This window comes from Dyadobacter sp. HNCC25DJ186 (genome assembly GCF_056895235.1).
Window position 1 is genome coordinate 64,082 of record NZ_JBXHAS010000012.1, and the last position, 24,087, is coordinate 88,168.

Annotated in this window: 25 protein-coding genes and 1 pseudogene; 7 read left to right on the forward strand and 19 right to left on the reverse strand. The window is 42.4% G+C overall.

Going from position 1 to position 24,087, the window contains the following annotated elements; genetic code table 11:
* Nucleotides 1-4: 4 nt before the first annotated feature.
* The 7 genes from AC1XUO_RS25410 to AC1XUO_RS25440 all read right to left on the reverse strand — a co-directional run bounded on the left by AC1XUO_RS25410 (nucleotide 5) and on the right by AC1XUO_RS25440 (nucleotide 6,213).
* A complete protein-coding gene (locus AC1XUO_RS25410; RefSeq protein ID WP_483332646.1) occupies nucleotides 5-640 on the reverse strand; it encodes a TerB family tellurite resistance protein in 636 nt (211 codons plus the stop codon).
* Nucleotides 641-647: 7 nt separating this feature from the next.
* The gene (locus tag AC1XUO_RS25415; protein ID WP_483332647.1) at nucleotides 648-1,289 is read right to left on the reverse strand and encodes a hypothetical protein; all 642 of its coding nucleotides are present in this window, start codon (nucleotides 1,287-1,289) and stop codon (nucleotides 648-650) included.
* A 14-nt stretch (nucleotides 1,290-1,303) separates the two neighbouring features.
* The gene (locus AC1XUO_RS25420) at nucleotides 1,304-1,984 is read right to left on the reverse strand and encodes a conjugal transfer protein TraI (RefSeq protein ID WP_483332648.1); all 681 of its coding nucleotides are present in this window, start codon (nucleotides 1,982-1,984) and stop codon (nucleotides 1,304-1,306) included.
* A complete protein-coding gene (locus AC1XUO_RS25425) occupies nucleotides 1,981-4,449 on the reverse strand; it encodes a TraG family conjugative transposon ATPase (RefSeq protein WP_483332649.1) in 2,469 nt (822 codons plus the stop codon). The genes AC1XUO_RS25420 and AC1XUO_RS25425 overlap by 4 nt, the downstream gene beginning before the upstream one ends.
* A gap of 35 nt (nucleotides 4,450-4,484) precedes the next feature.
* Nucleotides 4,485-4,826 carry a DUF4133 domain-containing protein gene (locus AC1XUO_RS25430; RefSeq protein WP_483332650.1) on the reverse strand — a complete coding sequence of 114 codons (342 nt, stop codon included), beginning with the start codon at nucleotides 4,824-4,826 and terminating at the stop codon, nucleotides 4,485-4,487.
* Nucleotides 4,827-5,263: 437 nt separating this feature from the next.
* Nucleotides 5,264-5,587: a DUF4134 domain-containing protein gene (locus AC1XUO_RS25435; protein ID WP_483332651.1), complete on the reverse strand. Its 324-nt coding sequence runs from the start codon at nucleotides 5,585-5,587 to the stop codon at nucleotides 5,264-5,266.
* 101 nt (nucleotides 5,588-5,688) lie between these two features.
* Nucleotides 5,689-6,213 carry a hypothetical protein gene (locus AC1XUO_RS25440; protein WP_483332652.1) on the reverse strand — a complete coding sequence of 175 codons (525 nt, stop codon included), beginning with the start codon at nucleotides 6,211-6,213 and terminating at the stop codon, nucleotides 5,689-5,691.
* A gap of 524 nt (nucleotides 6,214-6,737) precedes the next feature.
* Between AC1XUO_RS25440 and AC1XUO_RS25445 the strand changes: the two genes are divergently transcribed.
* A complete protein-coding gene (locus AC1XUO_RS25445) occupies nucleotides 6,738-8,003 on the forward strand; it encodes an aminotransferase class I/II-fold pyridoxal phosphate-dependent enzyme (protein ID WP_483332653.1) in 1,266 nt (421 codons plus the stop codon).
* A gap of 216 nt (nucleotides 8,004-8,219) precedes the next feature.
* Here AC1XUO_RS25445 and AC1XUO_RS25450 read toward each other — a convergent pair.
* The 3 genes and pseudogenes from AC1XUO_RS25450 to AC1XUO_RS25460 form a co-directional block, all read right to left on the reverse strand.
* Nucleotides 8,220-8,788 (reverse strand): annotated as a pseudogene (locus tag AC1XUO_RS25450) (PDDEXK nuclease domain-containing protein).
* A gap of 114 nt (nucleotides 8,789-8,902) precedes the next feature.
* Nucleotides 8,903-9,073 (reverse strand): DUF1016 N-terminal domain-containing protein, encoded by a 171-nt coding sequence (locus AC1XUO_RS25455; protein WP_483332654.1) that lies wholly within the window; start codon nucleotides 9,071-9,073, stop codon nucleotides 8,903-8,905.
* Between the two features lie 7 nt (nucleotides 9,074-9,080).
* The gene (locus AC1XUO_RS25460; protein ID WP_483332655.1) at nucleotides 9,081-9,260 is read right to left on the reverse strand and encodes a hypothetical protein; all 180 of its coding nucleotides are present in this window, start codon (nucleotides 9,258-9,260) and stop codon (nucleotides 9,081-9,083) included.
* 486 nt (nucleotides 9,261-9,746) lie between these two features.
* On the opposite strand from AC1XUO_RS25460, the gene AC1XUO_RS25465 reads away from it, so the two are divergent.
* Nucleotides 9,747-10,820 carry a proline iminopeptidase-family hydrolase gene (locus AC1XUO_RS25465; RefSeq protein WP_483332656.1) on the forward strand — a complete coding sequence of 358 codons (1,074 nt, stop codon included), beginning with the start codon at nucleotides 9,747-9,749 and terminating at the stop codon, nucleotides 10,818-10,820.
* Nucleotides 10,821-11,255: 435 nt separating this feature from the next.
* Here the strand turns inward: AC1XUO_RS25465 and AC1XUO_RS25470 are convergent, their stop codons facing one another.
* On the reverse strand, nucleotides 11,256-11,558 hold the full coding sequence (locus tag AC1XUO_RS25470; protein ID WP_483332657.1) for a hypothetical protein: 303 nt from the start codon (nucleotides 11,556-11,558) through the stop codon (nucleotides 11,256-11,258).
* Between the two features lie 216 nt (nucleotides 11,559-11,774).
* Here AC1XUO_RS25470 and AC1XUO_RS25475 point away from each other — a divergent pair, with 216 nt between their 5' ends.
* Nucleotides 11,775-12,083, forward strand: coding sequence for a transposase (locus tag AC1XUO_RS25475; protein ID WP_483332658.1), 309 nt, complete (start codon nucleotides 11,775-11,777; stop codon nucleotides 12,081-12,083).
* A 255-nt stretch (nucleotides 12,084-12,338) separates the two neighbouring features.
* Here AC1XUO_RS25475 and AC1XUO_RS25480 read toward each other — a convergent pair whose 3' ends face one another.
* The 8 genes from AC1XUO_RS25480 to AC1XUO_RS25515 all read right to left on the reverse strand — a co-directional run bounded on the left by AC1XUO_RS25480 (nucleotide 12,339) and on the right by AC1XUO_RS25515 (nucleotide 19,957).
* Complete coding sequence (locus AC1XUO_RS25480) at nucleotides 12,339-13,385, reverse strand: T9SS type A sorting domain-containing protein (protein ID WP_483332659.1); 1,047 nt, start codon at nucleotides 13,383-13,385, stop codon at nucleotides 12,339-12,341.
* Between the two features lie 852 nt (nucleotides 13,386-14,237).
* Complete coding sequence (locus AC1XUO_RS25485) at nucleotides 14,238-14,504, reverse strand: transposase (protein ID WP_483332660.1); 267 nt, start codon at nucleotides 14,502-14,504, stop codon at nucleotides 14,238-14,240.
* Between the two features lie 530 nt (nucleotides 14,505-15,034).
* Nucleotides 15,035-15,640: an RNA polymerase sigma factor gene (locus AC1XUO_RS25490; RefSeq protein ID WP_483332661.1), complete on the reverse strand. Its 606-nt coding sequence runs from the start codon at nucleotides 15,638-15,640 to the stop codon at nucleotides 15,035-15,037.
* Nucleotides 15,641-15,839: 199 nt separating this feature from the next.
* Nucleotides 15,840-16,538, reverse strand: coding sequence for a LytR/AlgR family response regulator transcription factor (locus AC1XUO_RS25495; RefSeq protein ID WP_483332662.1), 699 nt, complete (start codon nucleotides 16,536-16,538; stop codon nucleotides 15,840-15,842).
* Nucleotides 16,519-17,532 (reverse strand): sensor histidine kinase, encoded by a 1,014-nt coding sequence (locus tag AC1XUO_RS25500; protein ID WP_483332663.1) that lies wholly within the window; start codon nucleotides 17,530-17,532, stop codon nucleotides 16,519-16,521. Before AC1XUO_RS25500 ends, AC1XUO_RS25495 begins: the two co-directional genes overlap by 20 nt.
* Nucleotides 17,533-17,967: 435 nt before the next feature.
* A complete protein-coding gene (locus AC1XUO_RS25505) occupies nucleotides 17,968-18,660 on the reverse strand; it encodes a pirin family protein (protein WP_483332664.1) in 693 nt (230 codons plus the stop codon).
* A gap of 2 nt (nucleotides 18,661-18,662) precedes the next feature.
* Nucleotides 18,663-19,214, reverse strand: coding sequence for a hypothetical protein (locus AC1XUO_RS25510; protein ID WP_483332665.1), 552 nt, complete (start codon nucleotides 19,212-19,214; stop codon nucleotides 18,663-18,665).
* Nucleotides 19,215-19,246: 32 nt separating this feature from the next.
* A complete protein-coding gene (locus AC1XUO_RS25515) occupies nucleotides 19,247-19,957 on the reverse strand; it encodes a dioxygenase family protein (RefSeq protein WP_483332666.1) in 711 nt (236 codons plus the stop codon).
* A 682-nt stretch (nucleotides 19,958-20,639) separates the two neighbouring features.
* Here AC1XUO_RS25515 and AC1XUO_RS25520 point away from each other — a divergent pair.
* The 4 genes from AC1XUO_RS25520 (at nucleotide 20,640) to AC1XUO_RS25535 (ending at nucleotide 24,076) form a co-directional block, all read left to right on the forward strand.
* Nucleotides 20,640-20,900: a hypothetical protein gene (locus AC1XUO_RS25520; RefSeq protein ID WP_483332667.1), complete on the forward strand. Its 261-nt coding sequence runs from the start codon at nucleotides 20,640-20,642 to the stop codon at nucleotides 20,898-20,900.
* An 803-nt stretch (nucleotides 20,901-21,703) separates the two neighbouring features.
* Nucleotides 21,704-22,567 (forward strand): AraC family transcriptional regulator, encoded by an 864-nt coding sequence (locus tag AC1XUO_RS25525; RefSeq protein WP_483332668.1) that lies wholly within the window; start codon nucleotides 21,704-21,706, stop codon nucleotides 22,565-22,567.
* A 79-nt stretch (nucleotides 22,568-22,646) separates the two neighbouring features.
* Nucleotides 22,647-23,456, forward strand: coding sequence for an inositol monophosphatase family protein (locus AC1XUO_RS25530; protein WP_483332669.1), 810 nt, complete (start codon nucleotides 22,647-22,649; stop codon nucleotides 23,454-23,456).
* Nucleotides 23,453-24,076, forward strand: coding sequence for an NAD(P)-dependent oxidoreductase (locus AC1XUO_RS25535; protein ID WP_483332670.1), 624 nt, complete (start codon nucleotides 23,453-23,455; stop codon nucleotides 24,074-24,076). Before AC1XUO_RS25530 ends, AC1XUO_RS25535 begins: the two co-directional genes overlap by 4 nt.
* The last annotated feature ends 11 nt before the right edge of the window (nucleotides 24,077-24,087 follow it).

Below are 24,087 nucleotides of genomic sequence, written 5' to 3' on the forward strand. Positions count from 1 at the left end.
TAGTTTATGGTTTCAGATCGTACAGTTTTCTGCTCAGCTCAGTATCCGCTATCTCATCCTTCCGCTGCGCGGCAAGCAGCGCTGCATTCGAATTGAAATGTCTTAGAAACGAAAGCTGATCGGTCATATCATCATAAATGCTGTCAATGACACTGAGCCTTTCGTCATCGGAGGCCCTGAGCTTTTTTGCAGTCAGAACCATCGTGAGCGCATCCAGGTTTTTAAGGCTTCGATCTGAGAGTCTGCTGTAAACCTGGGCGATGTAATCCAGCTCGCTGGCTGAGAAGCTGCCCGAAGCGGCCAGTTTCTGATAGGCCAATTTGTATTCTTTGATAATGGCCAGCTGGCATCCGATAATTCCCTGCACCCGGCTGTAATTTTTCACCGCCGGACTGACCTGCAACAGGCCATCCAGAAAAGCTTCATGCAGTTTGAAATTCCCTTTGGAAAGATCCCTGATCGTGCTGTACCCTTTAAAAAGGATCTCATAGCCGTCTTTGAGCTCCTGCAGGATCTTACGAAGCTGATTGAGCTTTTCGATATTGAGTACCAGCTGGGTCACTTCGGCGGTTTGTGCATTTACCGATGCCGTGCTACTTAAAAGACTCAGCAGCAGAAAACTTAGCAATTTTCTTTTCATATCCCCGTTATTTTATGCCGTGCAAGGCGCGGCTGTTTTCAATGCCTGTCTTCTCTGTTGTAATCTGAGATGCCAGAAGTCTGGTCTTTTCAGCGAAGCTTTTTACAAACAGGTAATTATCCTGCATCTGACCGCACAGCAGATCAATCCTTCTGATCCTTTCATCATCTGTCATCGAAATGTTGCCGCTTCTGGCCACATCAAACATTGCGTACAGGATTCCCTGGCAATCATCATAGACCAAATCCAACACCTGGTTTATGTAGTCAAGCTGGCTCTGGCTAAACACTGCTTCTGCGGCGAGCTCGCCCACAAGCTTTTCACAGATCTGGTTGACCCTTCCGTGCAGATCAGTGAGCTGCTTTAAACGCGGATGCGAACTGACGGCAGCACTTACGATCCTGAGTGAATCAAACCTATTGGTATGAAGTTTAAACTCCCCTCTTTTGATATCACCAATCGTAGTCAATCCTTCTTTGGCGATTTTGTAGCCCTTTTCGGTTAGCTCCAGATACAGTTTCAGATGCGCGATCTGCTCGATCAGATACTCCTTCTGCGTTTTTTTCTGACGGAACCACTCTTTGAACTTCTGGGCAAAACAGCTGTGGGTCGCCAGCATCAAAACAAGTATGATCACTGTCTTTCTCATCTGTGCCGCGTTTTTTAGTCCTGGATTCCGTACAGCTCTTTTACCACCTTTGCATCGAATTCGCTTCTGGCCCTGGAAAGACTCAGCATCTGATTTTGCCGGTTAAAGCTGACCAGCTCATCATGGACCTTGTCAACCTGTCTGGCCACCCGGTCAATCATTTCAAGTCTTTTCACATCACTCATCTGTGTGCTGAAAGATTTTACCACCACTGTGAGCATATCCAAGTTTTTTGCTGTTTCTTCCAGCATACCCGCGTACACTTTCTGCATGTAGATCAGCTCCCCAAAACTGAAATGTTTGTCATTCTGAAACAGCTTCCATGCCTTCTGGTACTGCTCCACGATCTGCACCTGTTTTTCAGCAATCTGTTTGATGCGGAAATAATAGGCGATAACTGCTTTAACCTTTTTAAGCTCATCGTAATACTCTTTGTAAAGGTCCCGCTGTTTTTTGACCCAACCCGTGATCTCATCCAGGTGAAGTTTGGCCATTGTATTCTCGATGGCCTTCTGCGCATTCTGCAATTTAATTACCGCATTTTGCCTTCTTTGTATAAGAAGATCAACCGCTCTGACCACCCTTCTAACCGCTGCTTTGATGATCTCCGCCCAAGGATTCGCTGCCTGCGCGGTCTGCACCGGTGTCAGCACAGCCAGGCTCAGCATCAAAAAGAACATCATCTGCTTTTTCATTTTTTCTGTGATCTGATTTCATTTGCCAGCGCGGCAATCCCTTTTTTTATACTTCCGTATTTGCGGGCATATTCGCCCACTTTCATCTTTTCGGTTTCCTCGGTCGTGTAAGCGTAATACTCCTCGGTGCTCACCTCTGTGCGGTAAACCTTCGATAGCATCCCACCCAGACTGATGAAGACCTCCTTATATTTTCTAAGCGGATCATTGGCTTTGTTGACCGATAGCACCAAAGCCTTCTCCTTTTCAGTGAGTCCCAGAAGCTCCTGGATCTGGTCAAACTTGTTCTGATATTTGCTCTGATCCAAAAGGATCTTGCAGTCTGAGTTATTGATAATAGCCTGTTTGACCACAGGCGAAGAGATGATATCCTCAACTTCCTGAGTGACCACAATGGCTTCTCCAAAGAACTTTCTAACCGTTTTAAAAAGATAACGGATGTATTCTGCCATCCCTTCTTTGGCGATTGCTTTCCAGGCTTCTTCGATCAAAATGATTTTTCTGATTCCTTTGAGCTTTCTCATCTTGGAGATAAAGACCTCCATAATAATGATGGTGATCACCGGAAAAAGGATCGGATGATCTTTCACCGCATCGAGCTCAAAGACAATAAACCGCTGGTTTTGAAGATCCAGATTCTCTTCAGCATTTAAAAGATAATCAAACTCACCGCCCTGGTAATAGGGCCTTAAGACATACAAAAAATTGGCAACGTCGAAATCTCTGTCCTTGACCTGGTCCTTCTGCAGTACATCGACAAAGACATCTCTGAGAAAATCATAAAAGGAATTAAAGGATGCGAAAACCTGCTGATGCTCCTGCAGAAATTGATAATAAAGTGTCAGCGCGTTTGAGAGTGCAACGTATTCACTTCTTTTAAAAACCTCATTGTCTTTTTTCCAAAGTGCCAAAAGAAGCGTTTTGATACTTTCCTTTTTTTCCGTGTCTGGCTCTGAGCCTCTTTCAATGTAAAACGGATTAAAGCGGATCGGATGCTTTTCGTCGTAGGTAAAATAATAGCCCTCCACCAGATCACACAGCCCCTTATAGGAATGCCCCACATCCACCAGCACCACATGTGCACCCTGCTCATAATAGGAACGGACCATGTGGTTGGTAAAAAATGATTTCCCACTGCCCGAGGGACCCAGAATGAATTTATTACGGTTCGTGCAGATTCCCTGCCGGATGGGCTCATCGCTGATATCCACGTGCACGGGCTTTCCCGTCAGTCTGTCACCAAGGCGGATACCCACCGGACTGAGCGAGGAGACATAACCCGTTTCCAGATTCAGAAAACAACAGGCCTGCTCACTGAAAGTATCAAAGGCTTCGTTCATGGGAAAATCAGCTTCATTGCCCGGGATACCTGCCCAGAAAATCTGCGGGGCTCCACTTGTTTCCAGTTTGACCGAAGCATCGATCTGCGCAAGTGCCGAGGATACCATACTTTTGATCTGCTGCAGTTCAGCGCGTTTATCCGTCCAGGCCAGCACATTGAAATGCGCTTTGACCGGAAGGCGCTGCTCTTTGATCGCCTCATTCAAAAACTCGTTGGCTGCATCCAGCGCAAGCGAATTTTCCCTTGCATAAACCGACAGCGACTGAAGCCTGAGCCTTTTGCTTTCCAGCCGTTTGATCGCTGCTGCGCTGTCCTCAATAAATACATATTGGTTGTAAATATGGTTACACGACAACAGCTGTCCAAGCGTGGAGGCGAAGCCAACACTGAATTTGGTTTTATCGGTCGAATACTTCTCGTAGGTATTTGCCGCAGCACACTGACCCGGAAGATCAGCCGCATCGGCCAGGCTATAAAGCTGGCAGTACTGCTCCCCTATTCTGATGCCGTCTTTAAACTTCATATCGCGGATCATCCCGTTGCTGTGATCCGTTGCCAGATAACAATACCTTTCAATCAATCCGGTTTTTTTAGCCTGGCTTAAAAGCGCATCATCGTCAAGCTGACGAAGATTTACAAATCCGCTGTCCTGCAAAACCCTTCTGAACTGATCGGCCGCGTCAATAAAATCCTGGTGCGCTACTGCATCCAGCGTGTCCTGTGGCACAAGGGTTGGCCGGATCAGATTCGAGAAAAGCGAGCTTGATAAACTTCGGCCTTTGGGCCTTCTCGTCAGCATCACATAACAGCTGTGGGCCAGATAAGGCCGCTCATTAAAAAATCGCTCACTGCTCAAAGAGAGAAAGCTGGAATCCTGCCCGCTGAAATCAGCCCTATAACGGCTGTCAATAAAATAGTCCTGCTTGTGAAAAACACTGCCCGAAGGCAGCATCTTTAAGGCTTTCACCCAGCTTTGATGCAGCGCATCATAATCCTTGTCAGACAAGCTGAAAATCTCAGGAAGTTCTGCCTGAAAGACCACGGTTACATCTCCCTGCTTAGAGATGATGTACCCATTTTCCACATCAAGTATCGGAAGTAAATCATCTATCAACTTTTCCATTCTGCACACTGATTAACTACGACAATACTAATTTTTCACTTCCTGGCAGCGGCCACCGGCGCCTTCCGTTTCATAAAAACCCTTCGTGATCTCGATTTCACGACAACAGGAATATTTCGTCTGGCAAGCGCTTTGAGAAGTCCATGCTCGCCATAGGTGCTGCTCAAATGATAGATCCCGATCAGAAGCAGGCCACCCAGACAAATCGTTATGGCCAGACTGAGATAAGTGTTCACACCTGCCGTAAACATCACCGCGTAAGTGATCAGAAGAGCAAACATGCCTGCTCCCATATACCAGATATACTGCGCTTTCAAACCCTTGAAGACAATGCTCTGATTGACCCCCTTATTGATTACGTATCGGTTTGTCGCCATGGTTTAACTGGTTTAAAATTCGACCTTCTCGAGCATCTTTCAGCTGAGATTAACTTCACCTTATATAATACCGAACTAGGCTATACGTACTGATCAAGCTGTCAAAGTTCTGATGATCTGACGGGCGTATTTGTATTTGCTGTTTTCAATTGTCAACCCATAATTTACCCTTGACCGGTCTTTGCTGCCAATTACTTGTGATTACAGCGTGCTTACAGCTTGTGTCATTTTAGATCTGGCGGGGCCGCTGCGGCCCCTTTGCCAGACCCATACCTATCAGTCCGCTTGCCAGCAAAGCCGTATATTCCTACCCGTAGCAAACTTTCTCTCAAAGAAATCTTCTTTGTAAAGCCCGCCCGGGATGGTAGTGGATATAGATCCGGTGGCTTTTGGTCAGTGGCTTTCTGATATGTATCTTTTCATTGCCACGGATGCTTTTACAATCCGAAGAATGATTGTAAAACGGTCGCAACCACCACCAGAAAAATGCAGCTTCCAAACCAGGCGGCAGCTACTTTACCTGTATCCTGATCACCCGCATTCCATTTCTGAAATACTTTGACAGCGCCCACAAGACCTAGCACAGCACCTATGGCATACATCAGATTCGTACCCGGCTCAAAGTAAGAGCGTACCTGCGTGTTGGCTTCTTCGATCCCGGCCGCCCCATCCTGCGAGAATGCAGATACTGCTGTCAGCGCAGCTGCTGCCGTCAATAGTAAACCCCGTTTGACTTTTAAAATCATAACCCTGCTTTTCATACCACACATATTTAAAAGTTGAACATGCTTGTTTTCATGGTTTGCCGGCAGCTTTCCGCCAAAATGGCGGAAAGTCTGAGCCGGTCAAACACACAGCCCCACTACACCCTATTCCATATCGCCGCTTTATCCTCTTCACCCAGGTGTATGGAGCCATACTTTGCGCATTCAGTCCCGATGCATTCATTGATCGTAGACTGAAACTGCGTACCTTCAAAATCCAGGTATTCTCTTATCGTCATCTGCAGAAGCAATACAAGCTCCTGCTTGTCGTAATTCTTTTCATGCGCTTCCTGGATCAGATTTGTCAGGTACTCTGCCAGGCTTTGCTGTTGCCCGGATAAGACTCTGTTTTTCCAAAGACTAACCGGCGGAAAGATCTTTTTTGATCCGGCAAGTGGCTGATCAGCTGTTTGTGCATAATCGATATGCTCCGGCTCGCTTTGTACTAATGGCTCGTTTGTTACTTTCCGGGGCTCCGTTTGTTTAGCTCTCCAACTACGCCGCGAACGGATCTTTGCTTTGATTTCGCGTCCGTAAAACCTGGCAACAGCAAACAGGTAATAACCTGCGATCAAAGGGCCCGCCACGTAGACATACACGGCCCAGGGGTTGGTCGTAAACATAAAACTAGTATCGTTTATGGTTTTAGAATCCAGAATCACATCCATTGCTGCGCTGATCCTGATTGATGGCTACAAAGTAAGCGCAGTAGCCCACGCCACAAAAGCGCAACTTTTCCTGCTCCCCCCTAGCGCCTGTCGGTTTGGTGCAATAACCTTCTGATTATCAATAGAAAAATAAATAAAATTTTTTCAATCAGCACTGCTTTTATGCCACAAGACTGAGGAAGTTGCTCCGTCACATTTTACTAAGCAATTGAAATACAATCTATAAAATAAATCATATTGAATCTCATGACTGAATTGGCACCTCTTTCAGCGTAAAATTCTCTTATCCCGGCCGTGTTTTAACTGAAATTACATCCTTTTCAAACCCGTAGACGCGTCAAAATACTCCACTCACTATACGTAGGCTGTCTGACAATACTATAAATACCGAAATCAAAATAATCTTCTATGTAGCCGATTTCGAAAAAAACAACCCTTAGCTTGAGCTCGACTTACCATTCACATAAACTTTTCTAGCTATGAACATTGATTTTACCAAAGCAAGCTTCCGGGATTTTGAAAACATTCCCGGTCTGGATGCCATTGCAAGAGCAGAAGTATTTTACGACTTTCTAAGGTTCATGAAAATCAGCGGTCACATGAATTACCGTCTGGTCAACCAGTCCGGGTGCGGACCCGAGATGGACGTGATCACCCCGCAAAGCAGCGCATCGGCCGGCAGATATGTAAGTTTTGTCTCCAACGACTACCTGGGCTTTACACAGCATCCCCTGGTGAAAAAAGCTGTGATAGGCGCCATAGAAAACTACGGTACAGGCGCGGGCGCATCGCCGCTGATTGGCGGGCATTTTAACTTTCACCAGCAGCTTGAAGAGAAAATAGCCATATTTTTCGGGCGAAGCAGTGATTCAGCTGTGATCTATACAACCGGGTATACTGCCAACAGCGCCTCGCTGCAAAGCCTTCTTTTAAAAGAGGACATCGCCATTGTGGACACTGCTGTACACGCAAGTGTCTACGAAGGGTGTCTTCTGACCAACCGGAAAAGTTTTCTGCATAATGACATTGAGTCATTGGAGCGGATTCTGAACGATGTGCAGAGCCGCTACCGGACCAAAATGGTGATCATTGACGGGGTTTATTCACAGGATGGAGACATTGCCCAGCTTGACAAGATCCTGGAGCTGACACACCGCTATGGAGCATACCTGATGGTCGATGACGCGCATGGCATTGGTGTACTCGGAGAAACAGGCCGCGGGGCCATGGAGCTTTACGGGATTATGGACCAGGTGGACTTTATTACCGGCACTTTCAGTAAAACCTTTGCCGGACTCGGCGGCTATGTGATCGCTCCGCCCAAGGTAGCGGCCTTCCTTAAATTTCAGTCCCGGCAGCATATCTTCTCGGCAACTTCAACACCAGCTACAGCAGGCGTCATTAAGGCAATTGAGCTCATTGATCAAGAGCCGCACTGGAGAGCTAAACTTGCAGAGAACATTGCTTATTTCAAAAACGGACTGATCAGCCTGGGTATGGATGTGGGTAGCACGCAGTCTGCGATCATACCGGTCAAGATAGGAAATCCACATAAAACTTCTGATACCGGGACTATGCTTTTAAAGGCTGGGATCTACACCAATCCGATTCTTTATCCGGCCGTGGCAAAAAAGAATGCACGCATCAGAATGAGTCTGATGGCTACTCATACCAGAGAGCACCTGGACAAAGCACTGAACGCTTTTGAGGATATTGACAAGGTGCTTAAAATCTCAATAAAATAGTGCACCAATTCTTAATGATAAAGATAAGCCTGGAAGTTCCGCTAAAAACATAGGTATGATTTTAAATTCTGTAAAATTTCTGTCAACGCCTACTTCGCAGACACAGTCTATGGTAGCCAGGTTCAACTGAATTTCAGAGGTAGTCTTTGAGCATCCAATGGTCAGAGACTACTCCTGAGCCCAGGTTTCCTCTATTTAATAAGGCCTGCAGACTACTTATTTAGAAGCATTTAATTCATTCACTATCAAGGATTGTAATTCCGCATTTGGTAACAGAAGCTGATATTCAGCTACAACAATAGTTTTATTGATGTCCGGCAGCGCTATTTCTACATCAAGGTGGTCTTTATCCGCACAGATTATGATGCCGATGGACGGGTTTTCGTTTTCACTTTTTTCCAGCCGGTCGAGCAGCGACAGGTAAAGATTCATTTTTCCCAAATATTCCGCTTTAAAACTTCCAATTTTAAGCTCGATTGCCAGCAGGCTACATAGGCCTCTGTAAAAAAAAGCATGTCAACAAAATATTCCATTGCATTGTACTCCAGGCGGGACTGGTTTCCGATAGAGCAAAATCCTTTACCCAATTCCAATATAAAGGATCTGATCTTGCCGATGAGCCTGTTTTCTAATTCCAGCTCTTTGACAGGTTCTGTTTTACCCAGAAACCCCAGATTAAAAGTGGTTCTAAATACTTCATTGGCACAATCAGCATTCGGTGCTGGAAGTTTCTGGTCGAAATTGGGTATTTTGATCTGCTTCTGCACCTGCCCGTAGCTATCCATTATAACGGCGCTGAGAAGCAAATCTGATGACCAGCCTTTTGTAAGGGTTTCGTTTGCGTAGAATCGGGCTGCTTCCAAAGACTGTAACTTATCCAGAAATAGAAGGTTATGTCCCTATGGTAATACTGCAATCGCCCGTAGCAGTATAGTATATACCTGATAATAAAGCTCATAAAAGCGTTTCATATTCCACAGGTTTCGTGGAGACAAACCCATATCCGGAAACTCGTTTTTCAAATAAATGGATAATTGTTTCACAACGCCGCTGCCATATCCTTCCTGCATTTGTTTGTCAACCGGGCGGCCGGCGCCGAAGCAATTTTCCCAGACTCCAATAAATGGACTGTGTACTACTGTTTACCTGTTTGGCAATTACGAAACGAGCCGTACGGATCTGGTTAATCACCTGCCATAATATTTCTCCATATTCCGCATCGTCCAGGTGCGGTGCTATTGGTTTGTCTTCACTCATATGCTGTCAGTCTTAATATCTTGTGCCCTTCAGCTATTTTTCAATGGAGGCAAGTTCTTTGGTCCATGCCAGCTTTTTGGCCCGTAATTCCTTCTGATTTAAGTCAGGGAATTCCAACAGGTCTGTAAGTTTTTTCCCTCAAAAATCATTAAAGGAAGTCAAAAGTAAAGTTTATGGTAAATCAGCATTCTAACTCAAATTAAGAACGGTTTCCATCCGCGTAAATTTAACAATTACTTGCCAGTACTCCAGCACAGCTTTCTACATGAAACGCTTGGCTTCAAATAATAAACAATCATCTAAAATGCTGACAGAGTTAAATTAACTCACTGGCATTGAACACTATCTATTTTGTTTTTTGCACTTTGTGAATTTATTTTTAAACAAAAACATATTTATACATTTCTTGCAGAAATTAAACTCAAATCCGCTTGACAGAAAATGTCACTTTGGTTAACTTAAAGTATTCACTTACTCCACTTTACTATGAAAAATCTTCCGACATTAACATGGTCGCTGATCCTGATTGGTAGTATGACAATGTCTGGCTGCCTTAGCAACCTCGAACAATATGAGTTAAGGTACGCCTCAAAAATGCAGGCATTTGCCAAAGACACCAGCTCCGGGGTCAAAACAGGAGGTATCAGAATGATTCCCATCAGCACCCAACAAGGCACCTTTAAAGTATGGACAAAAACCATCGGAAACAGTGAGTCCATTAAAGTTCTGCTTTTAGGCAGCGGGCCCAGACTGAACCATGAATATCTTCAGTGCATGGAAAGTTATTTCCCTGGAAAAGCCATTTCGTTTATTTATTACGATCCCTTAGGAAGTGGGAGATCCGAAAATCTGAAAGACACTACTTGGTGGAACCCGTCGAGTTATACCGAGCAGGTTGAGCAGCTGCGTTCAGCGTTAAATCTGAATCAGAATAATTTCTATCTTTTTGGTCATGGCCGGGGAGGTATGCTAGCCATCGAATACGCACTTAAATACCAGAACAATCTTAAAGCACTCATCCTTTCCAATACAGTATCAAGCTCGAAGGTACATAACAGCTACATGGCACGGCTGATCTCAGGCCAGCCGGCTACCCAAACGATTAAACAGGTCAGTCAGAAAGAAAGCGGGCCAAAAATTGAAAATAGTCAAGACCAGAAGCGACTTTCTGAATTCTATTCTAAGCACGTTTGCCGTCTGCCACCTGGTCAGTACCCGGCTGTACTTGAAAGCATTTTTAACGTGCAGAATGATTCTACGCGTACCTTCAATAGCGCGTCTGATGCCTTCACAGCCCCGACAGAACCATCCAGCTGGGACCGGAGTGCAGACTTAGAACAAATTACTGTCCCTACCCTTCTTATCGGAGCTAAATATGATCTGATGGATCCTGAGCATGTAAAATGGATGGCTTCACAGGTAAAGAACGGAACCTATCTATACTGTGCCAGCGGGAGTCATTTATCGATGTACGACGACCAGCAGCTTTACATGGATGGTATCACCGATTTTATCTACAAGGTTTACAGAAAAGATCATTTCTGGGATATCTATTTCTGATGATCACCCTATTAGAAGAGGGTTTCTAAGATTTAAAATGAGGGTCCCTCTTTGTTGTATTCTTATAATTTCTAGCGATCAACCTTTAAATCTTATCATTCACTTCTAAAGTGCTTGATTACATCAAAATCGAAAAACAACGCTCCTTAGGCTGCTTTTTTTCTAATATTTTGCTCCATTGCTAATAATCCCATTCGATCTACACTTGTTCTTTTCCCCTTAGCATGAAGTGGCCGAAGCAGTGGTTCTCTTTTATATTTCCAAAGACGGGTTCGACATCAAAACATCGTTTTTTCGCCGTTCTATCCCTTCCGGGCTATTTCGCAGTTCATTTGCCTTCTTTTTCAGACGCTCCAATTCAACATTAATCAATATGATCTTCTGTTGCCCCTGGATTTATTACAAGCACCATTTAGCGGGCACCTGTACCAATTCTCATCCTGGTAGTCTGCTCAAAACCATTGCCGGCTTTTCTCTTACTGTTAGCGATGTAATTCTATTTGCTGGCCCATCCGACAGATGTAACAGTCCTTTTGGCGGATTATAAAAAAGTTTGTCGGCGCTGAAAGGACGCTTGGCGTTGTAAGTCTTGTTTTGCTGTTTGTCAAACATGCCATACTTCATATATGTAGCAATTTCTTTGTCTTCCCGCAAAATGTAATTTTCTTGCGAACCATGCCCGGCATCCGCTGTAACTACTTTTTGGAAAACTTTTAAAACTTGTTTAGTGCTGGGCAAGATGCTCCTTCAATGTGATTGTATCTGTTGGATTAGGTGTACGTATGGTATAATTTACAGGTATAACCGCCAGCCTCAAAATCATTCATAAGACGGTACATCTCTTCTGCTTTCTCCACAACTTTCAACATAACAATAAAAGTAAAACGTTATCATCGTGCAATATTAAGTCCCTGGATAAACGCATGAAAGATGTCCTTTCCTGAGTGAGATACCGTGCATCAAAAACGAAATTCGTCGAATTTTGTTTTTGGAAGTACAAAAAGGCTGTTTCTTTTTGCTTTGCAAAAGGGCTATGATGCGCAAGATGCTGAGATTACTTGTCTTGAATTGGAAGCTTTTGAGGAAGTTGGGTCGAAGAAATACCCCTCCGCCGGGCGATCATGGAAAACCAATTGGGACAATCTGACAACTTTTTCGAATTCCCAATTGAAATCGAAAAAAATCATTTACACCGGGCGGCGGCCGCTTAAACAAAATCTTCTTTCACAAACGATTCGGCACTGGAAAAGGCAATTTACCTAGCTCTAATGCAGGTTTCCAGAAAGTGGACTAGGCCACAGAGAAACTAGCCAATTACGCTCTTACAATTTATTAATTTATTCGTGCAGAATGATGACAGATCAAAATTTATTTTCTTTGCTCAGCTCCTTTTAAAAAGGGGCTTACACAATTAATTTCAGTAATCTTTCGCAATTAAGATATCGTCTACGGAGGGTTATAGCTCTATCTCACAAAGTTTTCTATATTTGATGCCATCGCCATCATAAAATAGTCAGGTCATCTTGTTACCATAATTTTCTTTGCTTTCCAGGATCCATCTGTTTTCCCAATTTTCAAAACATATATACCCTGTTTCAAATTTGTCACATTTATGGATTGTACAGGCATTTTACCTGAATCATACACCGTATTTCCAGTAATATTTATTAGCCTGATCGCATTTACATTAGCCCAGTCTCTCATCTTAATCGTAAGCTGATCTGCAACCGGATTAGGGTAAATTTCCACACTGATATTTTCAAAGGCAACATTTTTTATCGAACTAAACGTAAAAGTTTCATCCTTATCTATCATTTTCAAACGATAATAATTGTTACCTTCGGACGGATTTGAATGCGTAAACTGGTAGTTCAATTTGACTTTACTTTGTTCCGCAGATGGTATTGAACCAATTAAATTCCATTCTTTTCCACTCAAACTATATTCAATTTCGAACCGGTCACTGTTTATTTCCGAGGTTGTGGACCAATCCAGATTAACCTCTGTGTTTTCTCTGGCCGCTTTAAAAGATACCAATGTAACAGGTAGCGGACTAATGACTGACACCGGAGTAGACATCAAATCATTGGTCGGAGTTAAATTCCCCGAAGGAGGGTAGCTTAGGTTATATTCTGTAGCAATCGTGGCATACAAAATGGCAACATCACTTTTTATGGCCATCAACGGGATTTTTACAGCTCCAAAATCTCCTTTGGGAATTCCATCAGGCACGGTAAGCTTTATAATTGTTGAACCGGAAAAGGTTGTCATCTGGCTCACAATTGTCACACCAAAGGGTACTTTTGAAAAATCCAGAGCTCCGTTAACTTTCAATGTGTAAGGTATGGTGATCACAAAGTTTGCGTCGTAAGGCGTTAACGCTTTCCCGGCGTTAAAAACGGCAGAGAAATTACCAATCACCGCTTCAAGATATCCGGTTGAATTTACTTGAAAAATCGATTGAGAAAATATCATTCCGGCTGAGCCCGGATCTGCCTGTCCGTGGCTTGTTTCAAAAGACAGAAGAGCAACAATCAGTAATAAAATTTTTGCAGTAGATTTCATAGTTTAAAGTTTTACAGGAGGGAAATTCCTCAATATCAACGTATTGTATCAAAATAAGGCCATCAAAATTCATGCCGTTTTCAAATGTTAAAACAATTCATAAACGTAGTTAATCTGCTCTACGAGATTTTGCTTAAAATTTGATTCGGCTAATTTGTGACACGTTAAAATGTTGTAGAAATATTATTTTGAAACTTATTGTATATCAAACAAATTTTTAGGGCGGTTTGCGATATACCTGTTCGTTTTTTCCCTGAATTGAGAGTGGAGCTAAAAGAAGCAGAACGGAATTTAATTTTCATAACGATGAGGGATTATATTTTTATCGATTCGATATAGCCTAAACTGTTCAATTAAAAGAGTTTAAGTAACCGGATGCAATCTTAATAAAAATAACAGCCCATAGCTATAACTTATTATTTAACGGTAAGTTCTGTGGTTTAACTCTCTGCTTTGTCTTCAAATACGATAGTTTCCGCAAATAATCTCACTCTAAACATCAAAGCTAAACCTGTAATGCAAATTGAGTATTAATTGAAAAAATGAATTAATACCACTACTAGATATTCTATCGGATTTAACTTCTCATTTTGTCAATTTTCTCCGACGGCAAAAAATTGTATAAATTCCATTAAGATTCACAATATTAAGTAAGTAGCATCCGCGAAAGTCTGCCACCCCAGCCGGCAAAAAGATGAAAGGAATCCTATCAATAAAGAAGTTAACGGTGGAGGAATAAAATATTCGGAACTGACTGATCCATTATACAAAATAGTGTATTTAAATGTATGTCCATTAACAGAGATTTTGCGGATTAATCCATGTGGGATCCATCCAAATTTGGGGGGGAAGTTAAGCATATAGCTTAGTCAGCGTGAACGGGAAGAATGGAGTATGCCTTACGCCCCTGGACAAGGACTTAAACGCCTTAATTTTAGCATGGAATGATTCAACCATGGCATTAGTCCTTCTGTTGTTTAAGATGTTCTGATAGTGGGTTTGAATGGATCTGGCAACGGTTTTAAATGAGTGGAGACTACAATCTTCAACTGCATTGTAGCATAACGCTAACTTTTTGAAGGTATATTCTTCTGATTTACAAGTCCTGGAAATTATCACTAATCAGTTGGTAACGTAGGCTTGATTAATTAGTGGATAACGCTCAAACATCAATCTGGAATGGAGCATTCGGAGCCATTGATCAGCCCAAATCGGAATTTTATAACAGGTAGCTTCGCCCGGAGTTGAACAGATTACGTCAATGATTGATAATGAATTAATATATGCCCAGTAATACTCAGGTGATGGTCAGTAGGTCAGCAAATCATATGGTCAACGCGTCCGAATTCTCTACTGTGGGCGACACAGCGCTTAAAAGATTATCTGGTCCAGAATTATGCGATTAATGAGAAACGGCTAATCCAAAAGCAGTAAAAGGTTCAGACCTTAAAAAATGGAATCCGCATACTGAGCCGGACAATTGAAACAAACTCGTTGATGCAGATCCAACATTGCTGGACCAATTCGCTAAAGGACTTGGGCTATTAGATAATTACGATCATAAAAAATGGGATTCGAAAGGTATCACAACCCACCACGCCAAATATCCGTAATTATCGAATTACCGAGCTGAAACGAAAAAGACGTGTTCAAGTTAAATCATCAAGTTGAAAGTTCCTTCTAAGTAAATTCGGATACTGCTGGGCCAACAACTGTCGTAACTGCATTCTGGCCCTGGAAAAGTGTGACCGTACTGTTGCAGGATTAATGTTTAATTGATCTGCAATTTCATTTAAGGAGTAGCCATCTACAACATTCAATAAAAATACTGTTTTATAAATGGGTTTAAGCTGAAGGATTATGCTAAGTATCTGCTCAGAGGCAATCTGACCCAGAATATCATCATCAATACAGTAATCTGTATAGTCCCCATAACCGGTGTGATGATCTTTATACTTCCGCAGTTTTCGAAAATAACTTATGGCGGTGTTAACCAGGATTGTCCTGAGCCAGGCCTTAAAGGGTTGGTTACGGTCGAATTTTTTCAGATTATTAAATACTTTCAAAAAGCCCTCATTTAATACTTCGTCGGCCTCCTGCGAGCAGGACGTGTACCTGAGACAGATGCTTTTACTGTACCCATAGTATTTTTTAAAAAGCTCCCTTTGCGCCGATCTATTACCTTGGATGCAGGCATCAATAATGGAATCCAAACTTTGAGGGTCGAAAATAACTCTCAGCATAAATCCATTCATAAATTTAATTGTTAGCTGAAATTTGATTGTTAGGTCTTACTCTTTACATGCCGGTCGGATGTACTGTCGTCTGTAATCAAACTGCCAGGCGTTTATGTTGTTAATACATAATCGTCTAACGCATAGCGAATGTTGCAATGGTCTGTTAATGTATCGGTGAATAGGTTGAATGTGACGGTAAATGGCCGCTCCTAGAAAATCAGAGGCGGTTTTTCCAACTCAAAATAAAGTCAAGATAACTCTCGCTGATGGGCAGCTCTCTTTCAGAAATAAGCTTAACTTTTCTATTTTGGATGGATTTTACAATTGTGTTGGGCACAATGTAACTCCTGTGAATGCGGCTGAACCGGTTTTGCGGCAACATTTCCAAAATGCCTTTCAGCGTCATTAATGTCAGAACCGGGTGTTTCGAGCTCAACAAGTGGATTTTGATATAATCCTCCAAACTTTCTATAAACTCAATGTCATCCAGCTCGATTTTGACCATTTTATACTCTGACCTTACAACAATGGATTCAGTAGCATAATACCGTGCAGATTTGAGAAATTGATGGTGTTCTGCGGCCTTGCTTACAGCTTTAACAAATCGATCAAAACTGATCGGTTTCAGTAAATAATCTAACGCTTCCAGCTCAAATCCTTCGTATGCAAATTTCTTATGCGCTGTTGTAAAGATGACAATGGGTTTATTTTCCAAGTTCGCGACCACCTCCAATCCAGACATATCCGGCATATTAATGTCAATGAAAAGCAGGTCAATCTGATTTTTTTGCAGAAAGTTAGCACCTTCAATAGCATCGTCGAAAGTGTGGACAAGATCCAGGGATGCAATTTTTGAAATGTAGTTTCGTAATACATCCAACGCCAAGGGCTCATCGTCAATGACTAGACAGTTCATTGAATTTCAGTTCTAATTTAACAAAAAACATTTCTCCATCGCTATCGATTTCCAGAGCATAACTCCCCGGATACAGGAAATCAAGCCGCTTTTTTGTGTTGGCAATACCAACTCCCGCCCTGTCAGGGTTCCCATTGAAATCAAAAATCTTGTTTTGACAAAAAAACGAAAGCACATCAGTTGCATTGTCTATCCTAATCTCAATTTTAGATGGATAATGGTTACTGATTCCATATTTGAAAGCATTTTCAACAAATGTCATAAGGATTAATGGAGCAATTTGGGCCCGGGGATTACTGTTATTTACCTCAAAGAAAACGGTTGTTTTTGTATTAAGTCGCAGTTTTTGCAAATCAATATAGTTTTCAAGGCAATCTATTTCATCTTCCAATGGGACAAAGTTTTCAGTCGCTTCTTCTGTAATGTATCGCATCATCTGCGACAATTTCATCACGCTTGGCGCCGTATTTTCACTCTTTTTTACTGCCAATGCAAAAATATTATTAAGTGTATTAAACAGGAAATGAGGATTAATCTGTGCTTTGAAAAATGAGAGTTCAGCCTGTGCTTTCTGTGCTTCCGAAAGAACTGCTCTCTTTTCTGTCATGCGCAATTGCTGTGAAATCCTGGCAGCCAGCGCAACAACCCAAATCATAGTATACACAACTAAACTCACGAAATCGACAGCCGGTACATTTGATCGTCTGGGCGGCGGCGGGGGAAACTTCCCTCCTTTTTGAAATTCCATTCCCGGTGGCCGACCGAAATCGGGGCCATCCCCGCTATGTACGTTCTGCTGAGCATGGAATCGCTGGAAAATCAGGTTTTCAAAGGGTTTGGCATAACCAATGATCAAAAAGAGGGTCAAAAAAGTGGTGATATAAATAAAATACTGGTGTTTTAAATACAACTTAGGGATTAATAGAAGATAATTAAGATAAAAAAGTACGACATAGACCGCCACAAACGCCCAGAAACTTACGGATCGCAACACCGTGAATTGAATGTTAAGATCAGAATCTCGGGACAGAATCGTAACAGGAAGGCTAATAAGGATGAGCCATCCAACTAAATGAATAATCCAAATGCTTTTAGACTGAAACATAAATGTGGCAGATCCGGGTTTTACACGAAAGTTAAGATATAGTATGTAAAGAACGGTATTTAATTGCTGCTTCACAGATTACATCGCCCCTTAGCAACTACAATTCCTCGCAATGAAAAGCAGATAAATATAACGAATCAGAAATCAGATGCTACCTGCATAATTTTACTGGATTATCAAAAAAGGACTTGAATTGCTGCTTTGGAACGAGCAAGCCGCAGGCATTTATTGGCTGTTGTGCACGGTAAAAAACTAAAAATGATTTTAGGCGTCGCATTTTAAATAATACCATTGATTTATCCAATATTAAATACTTACCTGTTATTAATTCAATTCTAAAAGAACGATAATGGCATCATTCGACAAAGCTTCAAAATCAACGATGCCATTTTTGATATCAGTCAGAGCCAGCCCATCTCTTGCGTGAAGCAACCGGCCCTGTACTTCAAAAACACCTTCAAGTATAAATATAAAAACGAACGTCTGTTTCCAAGTTATGGATTTTAGAAAGTATTCATCAGATTCCCTGCCGGCGTACTTGCCAATATAAGCTAAACAACTGTTTGTGATAGTTGCAAAGCAAATCAGTTCATTCGGACTGCTGATATCAAATTCTTTATGGCTCAACCCCGGTAACAAGGGTTTAGAGCAGGAAAAAAAAATCTCTAGATAGTTGATATTGTCGCTTTCATATGGATTGACAACTTCATATTCCATGCCCTCAGACAGAGAAAACAGCTGAGCCTGCCCGGCACCAAGAAAGCCATTCCCCACCGTGCTTTTATATTCCACACCGCCCACCAAAGGAATAAGTAGTAACTGTAAATCTTTAATCGGTTGTATGCAACTGCTATGCTGGGCCTTGAGCACTGTATCATTCAAGTGCAGCAGCGATCCAATCGCTTTTCGGCTTTGGTCAAAATAATGCCCAAAATTGAGGCTATGGAAACTTTTTCGTCCTGGCAGCTGGGTAAGTCTCCTTTGATCTGACAAATAAATCTGCGCTTGGGTATCCATTGTCATAAGTTATCTTCGGGCTTTGTGAATGACAAGCTATTTGTAATCAATTGCTGATAGCTGGATATCGACAAATAGGGCTGCAACCGGATCATATCGGTATGAACGGGCTGACCTGCCAAATAAGCGTGCTGCTGGTCGCCATATGACCATAGAAGCGCCCCTGCTATCGTATCTAGCCAGCAAACGGGCGGACTCTCAAAGAAGATGGCCACCTTATGCTGCTTCTTGTCGGAGACATGAGAATGTACTATTTCAAATTTAAAGCTTTCAAAGGGCAGGCATAATTTCCCAGATACATTGACCACATCGGGCATAATGCCGTTCAGCTGGCCGATATAGCCAGTTGCTGCCGTGCTGACCTTCGTGTGGAGCCTGTCGGCCCCCACTACATTGTCAAGCAATTGCTGTAATGTTTTATACTGACCTTGGCGGTCGTAGTACTGGAACTGCATGTAAAACTCCTTATGCGTATCCTCAAAAACATAATTGTCCCAAGGTTTCTGGCAAAAGGCATCGATGACTTTGCGGTATGTGAGTCGTATCAGGCGCATGATGGAAGATTTTTAATCAGCAATACAGGCAATCAGGCGCTGACCACGATGGTAAGGGAAACCTCATAGCCTGCCGACATACTGCCGGTGACCGTCGCCAATTCATAGTCCAGACTGTCGTTAAGGATATTATCCTTTTCATTTGTAGTGTCCTGAGAGCCTTTTGTATAACCATATGACTGGCCTGTGGTATATATTAGATTGGTAACCTCGTAAGGGAAAGCAATCTGGGTAATCAAAAGGGACTTGCCTGATGCATTATAAATATGGACATGAATATGCGGGGCTCGCCCAGAGTACCATCCGGGGAATATTGACGTATAAGCAGCCAGTCCGTTTGCATCAGTTACCTGCCTACCGCGCAGAAAGTGCACGGATGTATAATTGCCATATTCAGAGTAATTACCGTCCGAATCACAATGCCAGATGTCTACCAATGCGCCCTCCAATGCTGTACAGCTGCTGTTGCCATTTTTGATAGTCAAATTCAGGGCCATAGCGACGCCTGTTTCTCCGTCGGTAATGTCCCTCCGGATATAGCTCGAAGGACTTTTGGTGGGGTAAGGGCCGTCTGTTTCAGAAGGCGTGACCGTACAGTTGCTTGATGAATTTCCGTTGGTGGATCCTTGTGTGGAGCCCTCCGTTGAATCGACAGGATCGACCTCCGAATTTTTACATGCGCTGATTGCTGCAAGGCCCAACAGGCTTCCAAATCCCTTTTTTAAAAAATCTTTGCGTTCCATAGTGATAAATTAATCTGCGATAGTATTACCATCAATACGTAGGGTATTTAGAAACGTTGCACTAAAAAAGAAATGCGTCGGTGAAAAGGGGGAATTCATCGGTGACTGCCGTATTATTGGCAGTATTGTAAGTCTTCTGCACTGGATCTGCATAGAGAGCACCAATCAGGCTAATCGCTTAAGGCTGGTAAGTACCTGGAATCTGCCAAATTTGAGATCAAGCAATGAGATGGTTGTCTATAATAATACCAAAAGGCCGATAAGGCAACATTCGGCGACCAGAAGAAAATCTATATTAATCACTTTGTTGAAAGTTAGAACATGTTATGTATAAACCTGCCTTTGCAAAATATTTCTGTTAAAACAGCGAAAAACAATTCTAAAATTTACAGTCAATGTCTGAAATACTGGCGATGACACCCTGTGGCAAATACTCGTTTAAGTCTATCTCAGCGGCAATGCTAATTGATAGTGCGAAATAATGAAATGGCGATCATATAAAGTTCATCTATATCATTTTTGCGGCTAATTATTCGGTGGTAAAAACGATCCATGGCCGATTTCTCATTTTGGGACGCATTAGCTACAAGGTCAGTTTTAAATAAAGTTTATGCGTTTCCGGTGCAGGTTAAATAGTATTCAGGTAGGATAAGCAGAAAAAGCGATTAAACTTCAAAATCAAATGCTCGTAGGCACCAACCAAATTGATCATCAAATAGGCATTTTGTCCCATACTATGCGTTACTTGTCACGCTTTGTTGCAGTGGTAAATAGAATTATGCTTGGTTTGGATATGATCGTCTCTCAATTCATGCAATCCCCACGTCTGGCAATTGGGCAGCAATGGCTTCTGCACGCACTTCTTATCTGGGTGGGCGCCGAACTGACCGACGCGCTTGTCTACTGGTATAAAGTCAACATGAACCGGCGTCCACCTATTTAATACCGATGGCTCGGCGGTTACACACTGGCAGCGATTTATTAATCACAACTATAATCAGACTGTCTGGCTGGTGATTTTGGCGGCCACATTCATTGTCGAATACAGTTACCATTATATTTTCAAGAACAAGCCATTCAAGTACTTTAGTATAGGTATCTGTCTTTTTCTGCCGGTTTTGTGCTTCTGAAGGGAAGTCCAAAGCTGCCATTGACTTCAATAAATAAAGGTGCTTTTCGAAGCATATTTACGGTATCAACATAGAATTTGATTACGCCCAATTTCTTATCTGTTATCGAAAACTGTTTCAACCACAACCCTTCGTAAGTTACTGACTGAGCCAATAATACATTTTTAAACAGTAGTAGAGCAAATTAGTAGAAGTTGGGTTCTCATTATTACGGAGGTTTTCATTCCAGATTAGCGAGACGGCGTTAAATTTTGGTTGTTTGGAACTCATGTAACGTTTTGGCAAACCAGGTTGCCTTGCTCCGGCAGCAGCCAGAGAAGTTAACCAAATTGATATTCTTGCTTACCATATCTTCTTTGCTCTTATCCATGAAAACTGTGGTTTTCCGGATATTCGAGTCGGTAAGCGAGCAAACAGTGAATTTTTCTTACATGCAAATTTGTAGCTATGTCAACAGGTATTATTTTGGTTTCATTTTTACGCAGCATGATTAGTACATAATAATTCAACAGGCTTTCGGCACTATTAAAGACTTCTTTCCGAAAGTTGAAGGGAGGAATTATTAAAACATGTTTCTTGTTAGACTATCGATTATTTAATTAAAGATTTATCATCATTGCTTATTGAAAAAAAAACTGATATCCCTGAATATAGCATCAGTGGACAGGCGCAGCATGGTCTACTGATCGCTAGCTTGGACAATTTAGGCCTATATCAAAAACATGCGGTAACTGAGCCGCACCGCGACGATCACTTCACTTTTCTGATGGTGACTTCCGGTATTTTTAAGTTGATGGTCGATTTTGAGCATGTGAGCATCGACAAAAACGCTGTTGTTATCATTAGGCCTGAGCAAGTCCATCAGGTAATCGGGACATCAAACGCAACGGGATGGCTGCTCAATATTGATGCAGCAGCTATCAGTCCAAATACATTGGCACCATTGTATGCTCATATCGTAAGTCCTGTTTTTCTGGACAGCGATTCTGTCTTAACAGCCCAGATCCTCTCTTTATTAAGTGGGGTAGACGTATTACTTTCCGAAAATGGCGATAAATTTCTTCATAGCGCCTCGTTTCACCTGGTAAACGCTTTGTTCATGCTGGTCGTTTCTTTGGCAATATCGCAAAAACCGTTGTCAGCAAAAAATGACCGGGCAAGTGCTGTTTATCAGCAATTTCAATCCTTACTACAGGATAACTTCAAAGAATGGAAGCAGCCGCACTTATATGCCCAGGCAATAGCATTGTCCCCGGTGCATGTGAATGATATGGTCCGTAAGCAATCGGGCCATTCAATTTCCCATCATATCCAGGCCAGAAATGTTTTAGAAGCCAAACGCCTTTTATTTTATACTGACAAGAATATTAATGAAATCGGGTATCTGCTTGGCTATGAAGATCCGCTGTATTTTGGGAAGCTATTTAGGAAACATACCCACCTTTCACCCACACAATTCAGGAGCAGATACCGTGTTTAGAACCATCATAACCGTGTTTACGCCTCACTAATGCGATCGTGGCAGCCATACCTTTGTAATCGAACAAATACAACCAGAAATGTATAAAACATTAGATACAGAGGCAATTTTATCTCAAATTAAGGAAGTTGGCGGAATTTTTCTGAGCGGATTCAGACAAAATCAGATTCCGCAAAGCCGTCAGGATTTTATGGACAGTTTAAAATCAATTGAAGAGCGTAGTTTGTATGAGCTGCGCCAGCGAATCGATTCTATTTTACCAGGCATACCGTGGGTCGATGATGATGAGTTTGATGGCAGGGCACAGACCAACCCCGCCGGCTATCCTCAGTATTGGCTTTGTGATACGATGGATGGTGCCGTTCAATACCTGCAGCATATCACAGGTTGGAGTATCAATATGGCATTAATCCGGGATGGACATCCGTATTTTTCAGCCATTTATGATCCTTTTCAGGACGAACTTTTCTGGGCAACAAAGGGTCAGGGTAGCTTTTTAAATGATGTCAAACTAAAAGTCAGCAAAAAGAACGAGGCATTTAATATGGTCGCTGTATTGGAATACGGGCATCAATTAAAAAGTGAAAGTAACTGGAAACCAAAATTGGAATCAGCATTTTCAGAACTATTGTCCCAATTTGGTGTCGTTAGAAATTATGGGCCTCATGGATTGCAGCTTGCCTACCTCGGAGCTGGAAGGATCGATTTGTTTTTGCAAAAAGATCTTGACACGCATAACTGGCTTGCCGGGATGCTCATTGCCGCAGAAGCCGGCGCAGTAATCCGTTCGGGCAACGGCTCAGAATGGAAATGGGGATCACAGGATTTGCTCGCTGGTACACCTGAGGCTATAAACATATTTTTAACCGAAAAATCCAGAAACTCATGAACATTGCGGTGATAGGAGCGGCAGCCGGAATTGGTTTAGAGGCTGTGTCTTTGGGTTTGAAAAAAGGTCATCACATGATTGCTATGTCACGTGACACCAGCAAAATGCCTGACCATCCGATGCTTACAAAAGTGAGTGCAAGCGCCACTAATGTACAGGACCTCAAAAAAGTCATGTCATTGTCCGATGCTGTATTGATAACGGTCGGCACAAAAAACAAAAAAGCAACGACGCTTTTCTCGGAAATCGCAAAGGCCATAATTATTGCCGGTAAAGATTTGGATTATGATAAGCCGGTCATCATTGTTACAGGCTTTGGTGCAGGGGATAGCAAACCCTACCTGAATTTGTTTATGAAGACAGTGATTTACCTGTTTATGAAAGATCAGTATGCAGATAAGACACTGATGGAATGCCTTATTATTGAAAGCACTATAAATTGGGAGATTGTCAGGCCAGGCATACTAACCAACAGTTTATCTGCCGAGCCTTTAAAGATAGTGCAAACCTTGAAACCCGGAATGAAGGTCGGCAAAGTCAGTAGAAAAAATATAGCATTGTATCTGATATCAGAAGTTGAAAATCCTGCTCATATTGGTCAAAAAATTGCGATTACATAAATATTGATGCC

Excerpts from the sequence above, each read along its gene's own strand:
- AC1XUO_RS25495 (WP_483332662.1), bottom strand. The coding sequence starts at position 16,538 with ATGAACTGTCTAGTCATTGACGATGAGCCCTTGGCGTTGGATGTATTA.
- AC1XUO_RS25445 (WP_483332653.1), top strand. The coding sequence starts at position 6,738 with ATGAACATTGATTTTACCAAAGCAAGCTTCCGGGATTTTGAAAACATT.
- AC1XUO_RS25440 (WP_483332652.1), bottom strand. The coding sequence starts at position 6,213 with ATGTTTACGACCAACCCCTGGGCCGTGTATGTCTACGTGGCGGGCCCT.
- AC1XUO_RS25460 (WP_483332655.1), bottom strand. The coding sequence starts at position 9,260 with ATGAGTGAAGACAAACCAATAGCACCGCACCTGGACGATGCGGAATAT.
- AC1XUO_RS25415 (WP_483332647.1), bottom strand. The coding sequence starts at position 1,289 with ATGAGAAAGACAGTGATCATACTTGTTTTGATGCTGGCGACCCACAGC.
- AC1XUO_RS25520 (WP_483332667.1), top strand. The coding sequence starts at position 20,640 with ATGCTCGTAGGCACCAACCAAATTGATCATCAAATAGGCATTTTGTCC.
- AC1XUO_RS25435 (WP_483332651.1), bottom strand. The coding sequence starts at position 5,587 with ATGAAAAGCAGGGTTATGATTTTAAAAGTCAAACGGGGTTTACTATTG.
- AC1XUO_RS25490 (WP_483332661.1), bottom strand. The coding sequence starts at position 15,640 with ATGAATGGATTTATGCTGAGAGTTATTTTCGACCCTCAAAGTTTGGAT.
- AC1XUO_RS25425 (WP_483332649.1), bottom strand. The coding sequence starts at position 4,449 with ATGGAAAAGTTGATAGATGATTTACTTCCGATACTTGATGTGGAAAAT.
- AC1XUO_RS25515 (WP_483332666.1), bottom strand. The coding sequence starts at position 19,957 with ATGGAACGCAAAGATTTTTTAAAAAAGGGATTTGGAAGCCTGTTGGGC.
- AC1XUO_RS25535 (WP_483332670.1), top strand. The coding sequence starts at position 23,453 with ATGAACATTGCGGTGATAGGAGCGGCAGCCGGAATTGGTTTAGAGGCT.
- AC1XUO_RS25420 (WP_483332648.1), bottom strand. The coding sequence starts at position 1,984 with ATGAAAAAGCAGATGATGTTCTTTTTGATGCTGAGCCTGGCTGTGCTG.
- AC1XUO_RS25505 (WP_483332664.1), bottom strand. The coding sequence starts at position 18,660 with ATGGATACCCAAGCGCAGATTTATTTGTCAGATCAAAGGAGACTTACC.
- AC1XUO_RS25465 (WP_483332656.1), top strand. The coding sequence starts at position 9,747 with ATGAAAAATCTTCCGACATTAACATGGTCGCTGATCCTGATTGGTAGT.
- AC1XUO_RS25530 (WP_483332669.1), top strand. The coding sequence starts at position 22,647 with ATGTATAAAACATTAGATACAGAGGCAATTTTATCTCAAATTAAGGAA.
- AC1XUO_RS25430 (WP_483332650.1), bottom strand. The coding sequence starts at position 4,826 with ATGGCGACAAACCGATACGTAATCAATAAGGGGGTCAATCAGAGCATT.
- AC1XUO_RS25480 (WP_483332659.1), bottom strand. The coding sequence starts at position 13,385 with ATGAAATCTACTGCAAAAATTTTATTACTGATTGTTGCTCTTCTGTCT.
- AC1XUO_RS25410 (WP_483332646.1), bottom strand. The coding sequence starts at position 640 with ATGAAAAGAAAATTGCTAAGTTTTCTGCTGCTGAGTCTTTTAAGTAGC.
- AC1XUO_RS25455 (WP_483332654.1), bottom strand. The coding sequence starts at position 9,073 with ATGCAGGAAGGATATGGCAGCGGCGTTGTGAAACAATTATCCATTTAT.
- AC1XUO_RS25510 (WP_483332665.1), bottom strand. The coding sequence starts at position 19,214 with ATGCGCCTGATACGACTCACATACCGCAAAGTCATCGATGCCTTTTGC.